Origin of the sequence: Streptomyces sp. NPDC052036, from assembly GCF_040680495.1 — a bacterium.
Classification (GTDB): Bacteria; Actinomycetota; Actinomycetes; order Streptomycetales; family Streptomycetaceae; genus Streptomyces.
On record NZ_JBFAWW010000020.1, the window covers coordinates 112436 to 127240 of the forward strand.

General features: G+C 72.0%; 13 protein-coding genes and 1 pseudogene. 6 read left to right on the top strand and 8 right to left on the bottom strand.

All coding sequences use genetic code 11. From position 1 onward, the window contains the following. The first annotated feature begins 2 nt into the window (after positions 1 to 2). The gene (locus tag AB0L95_RS26045; RefSeq protein ID WP_365165098.1) at positions 3 to 1085 is read left to right on the top strand and encodes a Zn-dependent alcohol dehydrogenase; all 1083 of its coding nucleotides are present in this window, start codon (positions 3 to 5) and stop codon (positions 1083 to 1085) included. A 16-nt stretch (positions 1086 to 1101) separates the two neighbouring features. Here the strand turns inward: AB0L95_RS26045 and AB0L95_RS26050 are convergent, their stop codons facing one another. The 3 genes from AB0L95_RS26050 to AB0L95_RS26060 all read right to left on the bottom strand — a co-directional run bounded on the left by AB0L95_RS26050 (position 1102) and on the right by AB0L95_RS26060 (position 3684). Next, positions 1102 to 2100, bottom strand: a complete 999-nt coding sequence (locus tag AB0L95_RS26050) for a DMT family transporter (RefSeq protein WP_365165191.1) — start codon at positions 2098 to 2100, stop codon at positions 1102 to 1104. A 146-nt stretch (positions 2101 to 2246) separates the two neighbouring features. After that, complete coding sequence (locus AB0L95_RS26055; RefSeq protein ID WP_365165101.1) at positions 2247 to 2963, bottom strand: winged helix-turn-helix domain-containing protein; 717 nt, start codon at positions 2961 to 2963, stop codon at positions 2247 to 2249. Positions 2964 to 3042: 79 nt separating this feature from the next. After that, positions 3043 to 3684, bottom strand: coding sequence for a TetR/AcrR family transcriptional regulator (locus AB0L95_RS26060; RefSeq protein ID WP_365165103.1), 642 nt, complete (start codon positions 3682 to 3684; stop codon positions 3043 to 3045). A gap of 141 nt (positions 3685 to 3825) precedes the next feature. On the opposite strand from AB0L95_RS26060, the gene AB0L95_RS26065 reads away from it, so the two are divergent. From AB0L95_RS26065 to AB0L95_RS26075, 3 genes and pseudogenes are all read left to right on the top strand, one after another. Further along, a complete protein-coding gene (locus AB0L95_RS26065; protein ID WP_365165106.1) occupies positions 3826 to 4977 on the top strand; it encodes an acyl-CoA dehydrogenase family protein in 1152 nt (383 codons plus the stop codon). 84 nt (positions 4978 to 5061) lie between these two features. Continuing rightward, positions 5062 to 5271: pseudogene (locus tag AB0L95_RS26070) on the top strand (YiaA/YiaB family inner membrane protein); the annotation flags it as partial. Between the two features lie 97 nt (positions 5272 to 5368). After that, positions 5369 to 5995: a TetR/AcrR family transcriptional regulator gene (locus AB0L95_RS26075; RefSeq protein ID WP_365165109.1), complete on the top strand. Its 627-nt coding sequence runs from the start codon at positions 5369 to 5371 to the stop codon at positions 5993 to 5995. Between the two features lie 13 nt (positions 5996 to 6008). On the opposite strand, the gene AB0L95_RS26080 is transcribed toward AB0L95_RS26075, so the two are convergent. After that, positions 6009 to 6470, bottom strand: a complete 462-nt coding sequence (locus AB0L95_RS26080) for a MaoC family dehydratase (protein WP_365165111.1) — start codon at positions 6468 to 6470, stop codon at positions 6009 to 6011. A 114-nt stretch (positions 6471 to 6584) separates the two neighbouring features. Between AB0L95_RS26080 and soxR the strand changes: the two genes are divergently transcribed. Then, positions 6585 to 7103 carry a redox-sensitive transcriptional activator SoxR gene (gene soxR / locus AB0L95_RS26085; protein WP_365165114.1) on the top strand — a complete coding sequence of 173 codons (519 nt, stop codon included), beginning with the start codon at positions 6585 to 6587 and terminating at the stop codon, positions 7101 to 7103. Positions 7104 to 7121: 18 nt separating this feature from the next. On the opposite strand, the gene AB0L95_RS26090 is transcribed toward soxR, so the two are convergent. Continuing rightward, a complete protein-coding gene (locus AB0L95_RS26090) occupies positions 7122 to 8189 on the bottom strand; it encodes an RNA ligase (ATP) (RefSeq protein WP_365165117.1) in 1068 nt (355 codons plus the stop codon). Positions 8190 to 8399: 210 nt separating this feature from the next. Then, a complete protein-coding gene (locus AB0L95_RS26095; RefSeq protein ID WP_365165120.1) occupies positions 8400 to 9002 on the bottom strand; it encodes a hypothetical protein in 603 nt (200 codons plus the stop codon). A 258-nt stretch (positions 9003 to 9260) separates the two neighbouring features. Between AB0L95_RS26095 and AB0L95_RS26100 the strand changes: the two genes are divergently transcribed. After that, the gene (locus tag AB0L95_RS26100; protein WP_365165123.1) at positions 9261 to 12062 is read left to right on the top strand and encodes a penicillin acylase family protein; all 2802 of its coding nucleotides are present in this window, start codon (positions 9261 to 9263) and stop codon (positions 12060 to 12062) included. An 18-nt stretch (positions 12063 to 12080) separates the two neighbouring features. Here AB0L95_RS26100 and AB0L95_RS26105 read toward each other — a convergent pair whose 3' ends face one another. Beyond that, positions 12081 to 13424, bottom strand: coding sequence for a serine-threonine protein kinase (locus tag AB0L95_RS26105; protein WP_365165125.1), 1344 nt, complete (start codon positions 13422 to 13424; stop codon positions 12081 to 12083). An 81-nt stretch (positions 13425 to 13505) separates the two neighbouring features. After that, positions 13506 to 14780, bottom strand: a complete 1275-nt coding sequence (locus tag AB0L95_RS26110; RefSeq protein WP_365165127.1) for a DUF1343 domain-containing protein — start codon at positions 14778 to 14780, stop codon at positions 13506 to 13508. Positions 14781 to 14805 lie beyond the last annotated feature (25 nt).

Here is a 14805-nt window from a genome sequence, read left to right on the forward strand (position 1 = left end):
AGATGGTCCGTGCCGCTGTCCTGCCCGCCGTCGGCGCCCCGCTGGAGATCACCGGCATCGAGCTGCCGGAACCGGGCCCCGGCCGGGTCCGCGTCCGGCTGGCCGCCGCCGGGGTGTGCCACTCCGACCTGTCCCTGGCCGACGGCACCATGCGGGTGCCGGTGCCCGCGGTCCTCGGCCACGAAGGCGCGGGGACGGTGGTGTCCGTGGGCGAGGGCGTCGCCCATGTCGCGCCGGGCGACGCGGTCGTCCTCAACTGGGCGCCGTCCTGCGGCGGTTGCCACGCCTGCGCCCGCGGAGAGGTGTGGCTGTGCGCGAACGCGCTCAACGGCTCCGGGGACGTCCACGCCCGTCGCGCGGACGACGGGGGCGATCTGTACCCGGGCCTCAACGTGGCCGCGTTCGCCGAGGAGACGGTGGTGGCGGCCTCCTGTGTGCTGCCGGCGCCGGACGGGGTGCCGCTCGCCGACGCGGCCCTGCTCGGCTGCGCCGTCCTGACCGGCTATGGTGCCGTGCACCATGCGGCCCGGGTGCGGCCGGGGGAGACGGTGGCGGTGTTCGGCGTCGGCGGGGTGGGTCTCGCGGCCGTGCAGGCGGCCCGGATCGCGGGCGCGGAGCGGATCGTCGCGGTCGACGTGTCCCCCGCCAAGGAGAAACTGGCCCGGCGGGCGGGCGCCACCGACTTTTCGCTCGCCTCCGACACCACCCCCCGTGAGATCCGCGGGCTCACGGACAAGCAGGGCGTCGATGTGGCGGTGGAGTGCGTGGGCCGCGCGGCCACCATCCGCGCGGCCTGGGAGTCCACGCGCCGCGGCGGCCGTACGACGGTGGTCGGCATCGGCGGCAAGGACCAGCAGGTCACCTTCAACGCCCTGGAGATCTTCCACTGGGGCCGCACCCTGTCGGGCTGTGTCTACGGCAACTCGAACCCGGCCGAGGACCTGCCGGTCCTGGCGGAGCATGTGCGCTCGGGCCGCCTCGACCTGGGGGCGCTGGTGACGGAACGCATCACGCTGGAGGGGATCCCGGGCGCGTTCGAGAACATGCTGGCGGGCAGGGGAGGCCGGGCGCTGGTGGTGTTCTAGGGCCCCGACGGGCGGACTACTGGGACTCGGCGGCCGGCGACCGGTCGGGTGCGGTGTGCGGACCGTCGGGCGTGGCGTGCGGAGTCTGGGGCGTGGCGTACGGAGCCTCGGGTGAGGGGCGCGGGCTCGGAACCGGGGCCGGACGGCGGGACCGCGACCGCGACACCGCCACGCCCGCCAGACAGAGCACGCCGCCCCCGAGCGTCAGCACTCCCGGCACCTCGCCGAGGAACAGCCAGGACATCAGGACGACCAGCGCGGGCACCGCGTAGGTCGTTGCGCCCATGCGGCTGGCCGTCGTACGGGCCAGGGCGTACGCCCAGGTCGTGAAGGCCAGCGCGGTCGGGAAGACGCCCAGATACGCCATGTTGAGCGTCGCGGACAGGGGCGCGTCGGCCGCGTCGTGGACCAGTTGCCCGGCGAACGGCAGACAGCCGATCGCGCCGACAAGGCAGCCGAACGTCGTCACCTGGAGCGCACTGGCCGACCCCAGCGCCGGCTTCTGCGCGACGACCCCGCCGGCGTACGCCACCGCGGCGAGCAGACAGAGCACCACCCCGAGCACCGAGGAACCGCCGTCCCCCGACATCGACAGCCCCACGGTCACGGCCCCGGCGAAGGACACCGCCATCCCCGCGAGCAGTCGCGGCGGCATCGGATCCCCGAGCAGCCGTGCACCGAGCAGCGCGATCAGCAGGGGCCCGACATTGACCACCAGCGCCGCCGTGCCCGCGTCGACCTGCTGCTCGCCCCAGTTGAGGACGACCATGTAGAAGCCGAACCACAGCAGCCCGGACAGTGCGATCCCGCGCCACGCGGCCCGCGGCGGGGGTCCCTCCCGCCGTATCAGACAGAGCACCCCGAGGGTCAGGGCCCCGGCCAGCAGTCGTCCGAGCGCCAGCGCACCCGGCGCGTACGCGGCACCCGCACTGCGGATGGAGACGAAGGCGGAGGCCCACAGCAGCACGGTGACCGTGGCCGCGCCCGCGGCCGACCGGGAGGGGGAGACGTTCATCATGCTCCAGAGGCTAGGAGGGTCGAAGAGGGAAACGCTCGCGGATTTCGGACGGGACGTTGGCCCGCACCGCGGCGCCGGGGAGACGGAGGCGCACCGCGGCGCCGGAGACACGGACGCTCACGGCGGCGCCGGGCGCGGCTGCCTCACCGCAGCGCCACCGCCTCGATGCCCAGCAGCGCGGACAGTGCGCGTTCGCCCTCCGTCGTGACCCTGACGGCCCGCTCGGAGCCGATGCGCACGCACCAGCCCGCGTCCAGGGCGTGGCGGCACAGAGCCGCGCCCGCGACCCCCGCGAGATGGGGACGGCGCTCGGTCCGGTCGAGGCAGGCGCGGACCAGCGGACGGCGGCCCGTGCGGTCGAGGCCGATGCCGGCGGTGTCGAACCACCTCAGCCCCGCGCCCGTGAGCGCGAACCCCGTGTCTTGGCGCAGCAGTGCGCGCGCGGTGAACGCGTCCAGGACCGCGATGCCGAGCCGCCCGGCCAGGTGGTCGTAGCAGGTGCGGCCACGGGCCATCGCCGCTTCGGCGCCCGACGCGCGCAGGGTGGTCGGGCGCGCGGTCCGGACACCCGGCTGGACCCGCGCGGCCAGCTCCTCGACCAGCTGGGCGACCCGCGGCCCGGCCAGCCGCACATACCGGTGGCGCCCCTGCCGCTCCTCGGCCAGCAGCCCGCCGGCGACGAGCTTGCCGAGGTGTTCACTCAGCGTGGACGCCGCGACGCCCGCGTGCCGTGCCAGCTCCGAGGCGGTCCAGGCCCGTCCGTCGAGCAGGGCCAGCAGGCAGGCGGCCCGCGTCTGGTCGGCGATGAGTCCGGCGAGCGCCGCGAGCCCCGCCGCTCCCGCATCCTTCCGGCCTGTCATGCGTCCAGCATGCGGTACGAACACTTCGGCGCCCGCCGAAGTGTGCCGGGCGCCCGTTCCCCGAAGGGCCGGGCCTTACCTAGGCGGTCCGTCGGATCTGCCGGTACTGCTGCTCCAGTCCGTCCAGCAGGGCCGTGAGCCCGGTCTCGAAGGCCCGTTCGTCGATCTTCTCCTGACGCTCGGCGAGGCGGTGGGCCTGACCGAGGTGCGGATAGTCGGCGGGGTCGTACGCCGTCGCGTCGTCCACGAAGCCGCCCGCGAACGAGCCGAGCGCCGAGCCCATGACGAAGTAGCGCATCAGCGCGCCGATGGAGGTGGCCTGCGCGGGCGGCCAGCCCGCGTCGACCATCGCGCCGTAGACGGCGTCCGCGAGGCGCAGCGCGGCCGGGCGGCGGCCGGGGCCACGCGCCAGCACCGGCACGATGTTCGGGTGGTCGCGCAGGGCGGCTCGGTAGGAGACCGCCCAGTCGTGCAGTGCCCTCCGCCAGGGCCGGCCGTCCTCGAACATCGACAGGTCGACCTGTGCGCTCACCGAGTCCGCCACCGCCTCCAGGATCTGGTCCTTGGTGCGGAAGTGGTTGTAGAGGGAGGGGCCGCTCACCCCCAGTTCCGCGGCGAGGCGGCGCGTGGAGACGGCAGCGAGGCCTTCCGCGTCCACCAGCGCCCGCGCCGTGGCGACGATGCGGTCGGTGCTCAGGAGGGGCTTGCGCGGTCGGGCCATGGCGCACATAGTAGGGCTGCACTCGAAAACTAGCAGTGCTAATTTAGGGGTGCGGATTTCGGTGCGGTTTCGGTGCGGATTTCACAGACCATCCGGGATCTCCTCCCGCCCTTCCCGGACCTTCCCTTGAGGTGACGCGTCGTGAATCTGGAGCTGAGCGAGGAGCAGACCGCCGTGCGGCGGCTGGCCGAGGACTTCGTGGCCCGTGAGGTCGCCCCGCATGTCATCGCCTGGGACCGGGCCGAGGAGGTCGACCGGGGCATCGTCAAGAAGCTGGGCGAGGTCGGGTTCCTCGGGCTCACCATCGACGAGGAGTACGGCGGCTCGGGCGGCGACCACCTCGCCTACTGCCTGGTGACCGAGGAACTGGGCCGCGGCGACTCCTCCGTGCGCGGGATCGTCTCGGTCTCGCTCGGGCTCGTCGCCAAGACCATCGCCGCCTGGGGCAGCGAGGCGCAGAAGCGGCGGTGGCTGCCGGGGCTCACCTCCGGCGCGTACGTCGGCTGCTTCGGCCTCACCGAGCCGGGCACCGGCTCCGACGCGGGCAACCTCACCACGAGGGCGGTCCGCGACGGCGGCGACTACGTCATCAACGGCACCAAGATGTTCATCACCAACGGCACCTGGGCCGATGTGGTGCTCCTGTTCGCCCGCTCCACGGACGCCCCGGGACACCGCGGTGTCTCCGCCTTCCTGGTGCCGGCCGACACCCCCGGCCTCACCCGCCGCCCGGTCCACGGCAAGCTCGGCCTGCGCGGCCAGGCGACCGCCGAACTGGTCCTCCAGGACGTACGGGTGCCGGCCTCCGCGTTGCTGGGGCCCGAGGGCAAGGGCTTCACCGTCGCCATGTCCGCGCTCGCCAAGGGGCGCATGTCGGTCGCGGCGGGCTGCGTCGGCATCGCCAGGGCCGCCCTGGACGCGGCCGTCCGGTACGCGGGCGAACGTGAGCAGTTCGGCCGCTCCATCGCGCATCACCAGCTGGTCCAGGAACTTCTCAGCGACATCGCCGTCGACGTGGACGCGGCGCGGCTGCTGACCTGGCGGGTCGCCGATCTGATCGACCGCGGGCTGCCCTTCGCGGTCGAGTCGTCCAAAGCGAAGCTCTTCGCCTCCGAGGCAGCCGTGCGGGCCGCGAACAACGCCCTCCAGGTCTTCGGCGGCTACGGGTACATCGACGAGTACCCGGCGGGCAAACTGCTGCGCGACGCCCGGGTGATGACGCTCTACGAAGGCACGAGCCAGATCCAGAAGCTGGTCATCGGGCGCGCGCTGACGGGGGTCTCGGCGTTCTGACGCACGCCGGGGACGGCGTTCTGAGTACCTCTTTGAGTACGCGTGCGCATATGGCCGGATCCTTGTTGCCCGAACCTGGTGCCCATGAATGAGAATCCGGTCGAACAGCAGAGCACCGCCGCCTTCTACGGCCAGGCCGTCGCGTCCTTCGCGGTGGCCCTGGTGGCCACCGCCGTGGGGATCGTCCGGTTGCAGGCCGACGCCTGGGTGCGGGCCTTCCTCGGGATCGCCGTCCTCTACCTCGTGACCTCCGCCTTCACCCTGGCCAAGGTGATCAGGGACCGGCAGGACGCCGCATAGAAGTTCCCGCGCCGCTGAGCGGTCAGACTAAGCGCTCGCTCACCTTCGGCGGTATGGTGAGGGTCCGGTCGGCGAGAGGGGCGAGAGAGCGATGGCTACGGCGGAGGAGACAGGCAGCGCTGAGGTGCAGCCGTGGGCCGAGGTCACCCCGGACGCGGCCCGGCGGCTGCTCATGGCCGCCGTGGAGGCCTTCGCCGAGCGGGGCTACCACGCGACGACGACCCGCGACATCGCGGGCCGCGCCGGCATGAGCCCGGCCGCGCTCTACATCCACTACAAGACCAAGGAAGAGCTGCTCCACCGCATCAGCCGGATCGGGCACGAGAAGGCCCTGGAGATCCTGCGGACGGCGGCCCGGCGCGAGGGCACCGCGACCGAGCGGCTCGCCGACGCCGTCAGCTCGTTCGTCCGCTGGCACGCCGGGGGGCGCACCGTCGCCCGTGTCGTGCAGTACGAGCTGGACTCGCTCGGCCCGGACGCCCGGGCCGAGATCATCGCCCTGCGCCGCAAGGTCGACGCGGAGGTGCGCGGGATCATCGAGGACGGGGTGGCCACCGGCGAGTTCGAGGTGCCGGACGTGCGCGGCACGACGCTGGCCGTGCTGTCCCTGTGCATCGACGTGGCCCGCTGGTTCAGCCTCGACGGCCCCCGCACCCCCGACGAGGTCGGCGCGCTCTACGCCGACCTCGTGCTGCGGATGGTCGGGGCGGGGAAGTGACCGCCCCGCCCGCTCAGAGGTAGTAGCGCGAGACCGACTCGGCCACGCACACCGGCTTGTCGCCGCCCTCGCGTTCCACGGTGAAGGCGACGGCCACCTGCACGCCGCCCGGCACGTCCTCCACGCCGCTGATGGTCGCGGTGGCCCGCAGCCGGGAACCGACCGGTACGGGCGCGGGGAAACGGACCTTGTTCGTCCCGTAGTTGACGCCCATCTTCACGCCCTCGACCGCGATCAGCTGCGGCCCGAACAGGGGGAGCAGCGACAGCGTGAGATAGCCGTGGGCGATGGTCGTGCCGAAGGGGCCCGAGGCCGCCCTCTCGGGGTCGACATGGATCCACTGGTGGTCGCCCGTGGCCTCCGCGAACAGATCGATCCGCTTCTGGTCGATCTCCAGCCAGTCGGTGTGTCCCAGCTGCTCGCCCACCGCAGCCTTCAGTGCGTCGGCGGACGTGAAGGTCCTCGGCTCTGCCATGTTCCCGGCCTCTCGCGTGATGACGTCGGCATCTCTAAGCAACTGCTTAGTCTGGCCATGTCCGGGGCCCCTGTCAACGGACCTGGCCCGGGTATGACGGGTAGGCTCTGACGGGTGCCCCAGATACCGGAGACGATCCCTGAGCTGACGGTCGGTCAACTGTCCGCCCGCAGCGGCGCCGCCGTCTCCGCCCTGCACTTCTACGAGTCCAAGGGCTTGATCAGCAGCCGCCGCACCCCCGGCAACCAGCGCCGCTATCAGCGCGACACCCTGCGCCGCGTCGCCTTCGTCCGCGCCGCACAGCGCGTCGGCATCCCGCTCGCCACCATCGGAGAGGCGCTCTCCGCCCTGCCCGAGCAGCGCACCCCGACCCGGGAGGACTGGGCCCGGCTCTCCGAGGCGTGGCGCTCCGAGCTCGACGAGCGCATCAGCCAGCTCGGCCGTCTGCGCGATCACCTCACGGACTGCATCGGCTGCGGCTGTCTGTCCCTGGAGACCTGTGTGCTGTCCAACCCGGACGACGTCCTCGGCGAACGGCAGTCGGGATCGCGGCTGATGGTGGAACCCGGGTCCGGACCGCGCAGGCGGACCCGGGGGCCGCAGGAGCGGGAGCCGGCCGGGGACTGCTGCTGAGCGGTCCCCGGCCCGCGCTCACTCGTACTCCGTGCCGCCCTTGCGCGTCAGATAGGCCGGGCTGACCGCCTTCGCGATCGCCCGTCCCCCGGTCACCGGGCTGTACCGCTCGGTGACCGGCCGGATCACCACGCCCTCCCGCAGATGCAGCTCCCGTCCCGAGACGGTCTCCCGTCCCGTGACGTGCTCCAGCACCCGAGCGATGTCGTACGGCCCCTCGAACAGGCGGGGCACCAGGGGGAGTTCGCTGTCGAGCTGCTCCCGCGCGTCCAGCCAGCGCACGGTTCCGTCGATCTCGGCGGACACATCGAAGACGGCGTACCCCAGGGTGTCGCGGCGGCCGTCGGCGCCGTACGTCAGATCCTGGACGCCCGCGCCGTACACCTCGCCGAAGATCCCCACCCGGCGCGCGCCGAGCCGCTCGGCGAGCCGGGCCGCGGCCTCGGGGACGCCATGACCGCGCACCGCCCGCCAGTACAGGTTGCGCGGGTCCTCCCGCAGCGCCAGGGACCTGGCGCCGAAGCCCTTCGAGGAGACGTACACCCGGTCCTCGTCCACGGCGCAGGTCAGCAGGCACGCCGAACCGTGCAGCTTCTCCGTGAGGACGACGGGCTCCCCGGGCGCGAAGATGTCCGGATATCGCTGGATGTTCTCGATGTCGACCCAGGGAAGCAGTCCGGGCGCGGACTCCACCTCACCGCTCACGGTGGGCGGGATCGGCGGCACCCACTTGGTGATGCCGAGCACGTCCGCGAAGTCGGTGCCCTCCGCCGCGGCCCGCGCGAGGTCGACGTCGGCCAGCGTCCGGGGCCGGCAGACGATGCCCTGCGACAGCTCGCCGCGCAGCCGTACCGCCTTGACCCGGTCCGACCTGCTGCCCGCGAGCCGTCCGGTCAGCCCCAGCTCCTCGATCAGCGCGGCCGGGAGCACGGACTGCTCGGGGATATAGACGGCGGTGTCACCGGTGCGGTACGCGCCCTTGGCGACCACGGCCCGGTACAGGCCCACCTGGGCCAGTTCGAGTGCGTCGGCGTTGGGATGGTCGTGGACGGTCAGCACCTCGGCGGTGACGCGCAGCGTCGACATCGGGACTCCTCGGGGTTCCTCAGCTGTGTTTCATCGCCCCCAACTGTCCCTACGGCAAAGGGGTCGAGCCAGCTGTTTCCCGAGTGGTTGCGTCCCCCTCCTCGGCCGGCGGCGACGCCGTGCACGGAGTCCCGAAGGGGGCGTCGACGCCCACCTCGCGATGGGGGGTGCGGCATCCCCGGCGCACCCCCGCGCCCTCAGGCGCTGTTGTCACGCTGTCACCAGCAGCCGGGTGCGCCGCGCCCCCGTCAGCGCCCCGGGCGTCAGCACGGGCACCGGGACCACGATGCCGCAGTCCGTGCAGACCGGACCCGAGGACGGCTCGTGGGCCAGGTCGTACCGCCATATCAGGCGCTCGCCGGCGCACACCGGGCAGGACGCGCCCGGCTCGCGCTCCAGTGCGGCGATGAGCCGGCGCAGCACCTCGGCCAGCGGTGCACGGGGGTGGACCCGCGGGTCGTCGCACCAGGCCACGCCGAAACCGCCCCAGGTCAGCCGGTGCCAGTCGTCGACACTGCCCGGCCTGCGCAGTCCGTCGTGCTTCTCCTTCCTGCGGCGCTGTGTGAACTCGGCCTCATAGGCGAGCCAGACGGAACGGGCTTCCTCCAGCTCCTCCAGTGCGGCCACGAGCCGCGCCGGATCGGGGGAGCGGTCCTCGGGACCGAACCCGGCCCGGGAGCACAGATGGTCCCAGGTCGCCCGATGCCCGTAAGGCGCGAACTTCTCCAGGCACTTGCGCAGTGAGTAGCGCCGTAGTGCCAGATCGCACCTAGGATCTCGTGCCTGTCTCGCCAGACTCCGGAAACCGGCCATCGCCCTGCACCTCCGTCACAACTGCAGCTGTACTTCGGTCACCTCGGCGTCGTCGTACGGACGTCGCCGAATAGACGTATCGACAAGCGATTCGGCTCCATCCTTTTTCGATGACCTCCCCAAGCCGACTGCCGAACGGTTGAAAGTTGACGCGTGTTCATCTTCAATCGCGGGGATACCGGCGGTAACGTTCGCCCGCCCCCACCCCGAGCTCTCGGCTCCGCCGGAGCGAAGGGCCCCCCGTTGGGAGGAGCTGCCATGCCACAGCGCGCCCCACGCAACGTCCTCGACAGACTGAGAACTCCCCGCAGATTCCCGAAGTTCCTCAGAGCCGCCGCGATATGCATCGTCGTAGGCGGTCTTTTGTCGCCAATCTCCGCGACGGCGGCCTCCGGCACCGCGACGGCCGCGGACACCACCGCCGCCAACGACTACTGCGGCGGCCAGTGTTCGGACATCCTTCCGCCCGGCGAGAACGGCAACGCCACCCTCGCCCAGATCCTGCTCAACCAGGCCTTCGGCACACAGCCCGGCCACGCCGAGGACCAGCTCGGCCCGTACGCCAACCTGGCCACGGGCTACTCCGGGCTGACCGACTCCAAGATCAACACCTTCTTCAACGACGCGTCGTTCGGCGTCCCGTCCGATCAAGTCGCCTCCACCGAGAAGCCCGCGGGCCGCAGCGACGTGACGATCGTCCGCGACAAGAAGGCGGGCGTCCCGCACATCACTGGTACCACTCGATACGGCACCGAGTTCGGAGCCGGCTATGCGGCGGCCGAGGACCGGCTGTGGCTCATGGACGTCTTCCGGCACGTCGGACGCGGCCAGCTGACCTCCTTCGCCGGCGGCGCGGCCGCCAACCAGGGCCTTGAACAGCAGTTCTGGCGCAACGCGCCCTACAACGAGGCTGATCTCCAGGGCCAGATCGACCGCGCGGTGGCCGCCGCCGGCGACCGCGGCAAGCAGGCCCTCGACGACGTCAACGCCTACCTCGCCGGGATCAACGCCTACATCGACGCCTCCGACAGCGGCCGCTACTTCCCCGGCGAGTACGTCCTGACCGGCCACAAGGACGCCATCACCAACGCCGGCACCATCGAGCACTTCAAGGTGACCGACCTGGTCGCCCTGGCCTCCGTCATCGGCGCGCTGTTCGGCTCCGGCGGCGGCGGCGAGGTCAACAACGCCGTCTCCCTGCTCGCCGCCCAGTCCAAGTACGGGGTGGCGGAGGGCACCAAGGTCTGGGAGTCCTTCCGCGAGCGCAACGACCCAGAGGCCGTCCTCACCCTCCACAACGGCGAGAGCTTCCCCTACGCCACCAAGCCCGACAACCCGCAGGGCGAGGCGCTGCCCGACGCCGGTTCGGTGACCCAGGAGCCCCTCGTCTACGACCGCACCGGCAGCGCGGCCACCTCGAGCGCCACCCGCGCCTCGAAGTCCGCGGCGACCACGGCCCTGTCCTCCGCCAGGCGCGGCATGTCCAACGCCCTCGTGGTCAGCGGCAAGTACACCGCGAGCGGCCACCCCGTCGCCGTTTTCGGGCCGCAGACCGGCTACTTCGCGCCCCAGCTGCTGATGCTCCAGGAGATCCAGGGGCCGGGGCTCAGCGCCCGCGGCGCCTCCTTCGCGGGCCTGAGCATGTACGTCGAACTGGGCCGCGGCCAGGACTACTCGTGGAGCGCCACGACCTCCGGCCAGGACATCATCGACACCTACGCCGTCGAACTGTGCCAGGACGACTACCACTACCTGTACCACGGCACCTGCACCGCCATGGACGAGATCGAGCAGAAGAACGCCTGGTCCCCGACCGTCGCCGACGGAACCGCGGCCGGCTCCTACACCATGCGGGTCTGGCGGACGAAGTACGGCCCCGTCCAGTACCGCGCGACCGTCGGCGGCAAGAAGGTCGCCTACACCACCCTGCGCTCGTCCTATCTGCACGAGGCCGACTCGATCATCGGCTTCCAGATGCTGAACGACCCGGACTACGTCAAGGGCCCGGAGGACTTCCAGAAGGCGGTGCAGCACATCAACTACACGTTCAACTGGTTCTACGCCGACTCCCGGCACATCGCGTACTACAACAGCGGTGACAACCCGGTACGCGCGAGCGGCGTCGACGCCGAGTTCCCGACCTGGGCGCAGGCGGCCTACGAGTGGCGCGGCTGGGATCCGGCGACGAACACGGCGGACTACACACCGCCGTCCCAGCACCCCAACTCCATCGACCAGGACTACTACATCTCCTGGAACAACAAGCAGGCCGCGGACTACACGGCCGCTCCCTGGGGCGAGGGATCGGTCCACCGCGGCAATCTGCTGGAGGACCGGGTGAAGAAGCTGGTGGCGGCCGGCGGGGTGACCCGCTCCTCGCTGACGAAGGCGATGGCGGACGCGGCGCTGGCCGATCTGCGGGCCGAGGACGTGCTGCCGAAGCTGCTGAAGGTCGTCAACAGCTCGACGGTGACCGACTCCACGGCCGCGGCCGCGGTGAACACCCTCCAGGCATGGGTGTCGGCCGGCGCCAAGCGCACGGAGACCTCGGCGGGTTCGAAGACCTATGCCAACGCCGATGCGATCCGCATCCTGGACGCCTGGTGGCCGCTGCTGGTGAAGGCCGAGTTCGAGCCGGGTCTGGGCAGCGACCTGTACGCCGCGTTCAGCGCCGACCTGCCGGTCGACGAGTCCCCGTCGGCCGCGCACGGCCCGACCGGCGCGCACGCCGGAAGCTCCTTCCAGTACGGCTGGTGGAGCTATGTCGACAAGGACATCCGGGCGGTGCTGGGCGAGCAGGTGCAGGGCCCGCTGGCGCGGACGTACTGCGGCGGCGGCAGCCTGAGCGCCTGCCGGGACGTCCTGATCAGCAGCCTCAAGCAGGCCGCCGGCATGACCGCGTCCCAGGTGTACCCGGGCGACGACCAGTGCTCGGCGGGTGACCAGTGGTGCGCCGACTCGATCGTCCAGCGCACCCTCGGCGGCATCAAGCACGGCAGGATCAGCTGGCAGAACCGGCCGACGTTCCAGCAGGTGGTGGAGTACACCTCGCACCGGTAGGCCGTGAGCGGCGGCGGGTCAGACCAACCGGCCCGCCGCCAGCACCACCTGCGCAAGTTCCCGGTGCACGATGTCGCTGTGCGCGCCGGAGGGCGGTCCGCCGTGGCAGACCACGGCGGACGCGTCGACGTTCACACAGCCCGTGGCCGGCAGCCCCCGCAGCGCGTCGGCGAGCGCGAGGGCCCGGGTGCCGTCCACCGCCTGCATCCCGTCGTGCCCCATCGCGCCCCATCTCGGCCCCAGAAGGCGGCCGATGTCGAAGTCCTCCGTGACCGCGCCGGCCAGCGAGCGATCGTCCCCGGCCATCCGTGACGCCAGCGGATAGAGCGTGCCGAGCGCCGTGTCGAAGCGGGACCAGCAGCACACCAGGGGCCCGTCCACCCGGTCGCGGCAGTCGTGCAGAGCGCCCCCGGACGCCGGATCGTCCGGCAGCCGGGCCGCGAACGCGTAGTGGGAGAAGGCCCCTTGGAGCAGCGTCACGGACTTCACCGTGCGCACGCCGTCCGGCAGCCCGCGCAGCGCGAACGACACCAGTCGTCCGCCGAAGCTGTGGCCGACGAGATGCACCCGCACCCCCGGAGCCGATTGTGCCAGCCGCCCGATCACCGGCCCGAGCCCGCGCTCCCCGACCGTGCCCGCGCGCCGCTTCATCGCGTAGTACGTGGCCTGCCGCAGCACCTCGCGCGCCCCGTCCCACAGCCCCTTCGGCGTGAACGAGAACGCCTCGGCGCCCGGTGCCGCCGCCTCCGTCCGCTCCAGCGCCCCCGCGAAGTCCTGGCACGCCTGCCGGATGTCGCCCCACAGCATCTCGGGGCCGCTCCCGGGCGCCCCCTCGGGTACCGTGTCCGCGGGGCACGCGGCCTGGGGGCCCTGCGGTTCCACCGCCACCAGCAGCCGTAGCAGCCGGCCGAACTCCGCCAGCGAGGCGTCGTCGTCCGGGCGCCGGTCCAGCAGCCCGGCGAGTCCGTCGACCACCGGCGCCCGGTCGGGGAAGACCGTCAGCAGCGCCTGCCGGCTGCCCTCGTCCAGCCCAGGCCGCGCGGCGGGGGGAGCCCCCGCCACGGCCGACGCCGGGAAGTCGGGGACCGGTTCGTCCGCGAACATCATCGACGGCCAGATCACACCCGCGTAGCCCAGGCGGGCCTTCGGCGCCAGCGACGGCACCGGTGCGAAGAAGCGGCCGTAGAGCCGGGTCGCCCCGGAGCGCTCGTTGTTCCAGCCGTGCGCGAAGACCAGCAGGTCCCGCACCCCGTGCCCGGACACCTCCGCGAGCAGCCGGTCCCGCTCGGGGGCGTCCACGTCCCCGTCCGCGTCGAAGGTCAGCTCCCAGTAGGGATCCACACCGATCGCCGGTACCGCCATGACGGACCCCCTTCGCCCCGGGCCGATCGCACCGTGTCCGCATCGTCCTGCCGACGGGGGAAGTTGGCCATACGTCATGACTCATCCGTACACGAGATACTCCTTGCGGACTTCCTGGAAGGCGCGCAGCTCGTCCTGCCACGCGGCCACGGTCTCGTCGGCCGTCGCGCCCGCGTCGATCATCGTGCGCACCCGCGCGGACCCGGTGAGCTTGTCGATCCAGCTGTCGGGGCGCCAGGCGAAGCCGCTCCACACCTTCCGGGCGGTCACGAGCAGCGCGATCCCGGTGCGTAGGGGGTCGTAGGCGGCCCGGTCGTGCACATGGATCTGCACACCCCCCACGGTCCTGCCCTGGAACTTGTCGAACGTGGGCGCGTAGTACGCCTCCCTGAAGTGCACCCCGGGCAGGCCCAGTTGCTCCGCCGCAGCCGCCCACCGCCCGTCGATGCCCTCGGCGCCGAGCAGCTCGAAGGGGTGGGTGGTGCCGCGCCCCTCCGAGAGGTTCGTGCCCTCGAACAGACAGGTTCCCGAGTAGACCAGCGCGGTGTCGGGTGTCGGCATGTTCGGGCTCGGCGGCACCCAGGGCAGGCCGGAGGCGTCGTAGAAGTCCGACCGCCGCCAGCCTGTCATCAGCACGGTCTCCAGCGCGACCGGCGTGCTCAGGAACTCCCCGTTGAACAGCCGCGCCAGCTCCGCCACCGTCATGCCGTGCGCCTGGGAGACCGGCTGCCGTCCCACGAAACTCGCGAACTCCTCGTGCAGGACGGGACCCTGGGCGGACCGGCCGGTCACGGGATTGGGGCGGTCCAGCACCATGAACCGCTTGCCCGCCAGCTGCGCCGCCTCCATGCAGTCGTACATCGTCCAGATGTAGGTGTAGAAGCGGGCGCCCACGTCCTGGATGTCGAAGACGACCGTGTCGACGCCGGACGCCGTGAAGACGTCCGCGAGCGGCTGTCCGCTCTTTCCGTAGGTGTCGTACACGGGCAGTCCGGTCGCCGGATCGTCGTAGCGGCCCTCCGAGCCGCCCGCCTGGGCGGTGCCGCGGAAGCCGTGCTCGGGGCCGAAGACCGCGACCAGGTCCACCCGGTGGTCCGCGTGCATCACGTCGACGACATGGCGCAGCTCCCGGGTCACACCGGTCGGATTGGTGACCACCCCGACCCGCCGGCCGTGCAGGAGCGCATAGCCGTCCGCGGCCAGCCGCTCGAATCCGGTACGCACGCGTGGGCCGCGCCTGCCGGCCGGCGAGGTGGGCCCTGCGGGCCTTGCGGGCGCGGTGGACGCGGTGGCCGCCGAGAGCGACACGGCCGTCGCCGTGGTCGCGGTGAGCAGCTCCCGTCTGGACAGACTCATGCGGTGACCTCCGTGATCGACGGAA

What these genes read in the sequence shown, in the direction of transcription:
- AB0L95_RS26045 (WP_365165098.1), top strand. Translation starts at nt 3, where the DNA reads ATGGTCCGTGCCGCTGTCCTGCCCGCCGTCGGCGCCCCGCTGGAGATC.
- AB0L95_RS26050 (WP_365165191.1), bottom strand. Translation starts at nt 2,100, where the DNA reads ATGAACGTCTCCCCCTCCCGGTCGGCCGCGGGCGCGGCCACGGTCACC.
- AB0L95_RS26055 (WP_365165101.1), bottom strand. Translation starts at nt 2,963, where the DNA reads ATGACAGGCCGGAAGGATGCGGGAGCGGCGGGGCTCGCGGCGCTCGCC.
- AB0L95_RS26060 (WP_365165103.1), bottom strand. Translation starts at nt 3,684, where the DNA reads ATGGCCCGACCGCGCAAGCCCCTCCTGAGCACCGACCGCATCGTCGCC.
- AB0L95_RS26075 (WP_365165109.1), top strand. Translation starts at nt 5,369, where the DNA reads ATGGCTACGGCGGAGGAGACAGGCAGCGCTGAGGTGCAGCCGTGGGCC.
- AB0L95_RS26080 (WP_365165111.1), bottom strand. Translation starts at nt 6,470, where the DNA reads ATGGCAGAGCCGAGGACCTTCACGTCCGCCGACGCACTGAAGGCTGCG.
- AB0L95_RS26090 (WP_365165117.1), bottom strand. Translation starts at nt 8,189, where the DNA reads ATGTCGACGCTGCGCGTCACCGCCGAGGTGCTGACCGTCCACGACCAT.
- AB0L95_RS26095 (WP_365165120.1), bottom strand. Translation starts at nt 9,002, where the DNA reads ATGGCCGGTTTCCGGAGTCTGGCGAGACAGGCACGAGATCCTAGGTGC.
- AB0L95_RS26100 (WP_365165123.1), top strand. Translation starts at nt 9,261, where the DNA reads ATGCCACAGCGCGCCCCACGCAACGTCCTCGACAGACTGAGAACTCCC.
- AB0L95_RS26105 (WP_365165125.1), bottom strand. Translation starts at nt 13,424, where the DNA reads ATGGCGGTACCGGCGATCGGTGTGGATCCCTACTGGGAGCTGACCTTC.
- AB0L95_RS26110 (WP_365165127.1), bottom strand. Translation starts at nt 14,780, where the DNA reads ATGAGTCTGTCCAGACGGGAGCTGCTCACCGCGACCACGGCGACGGCC.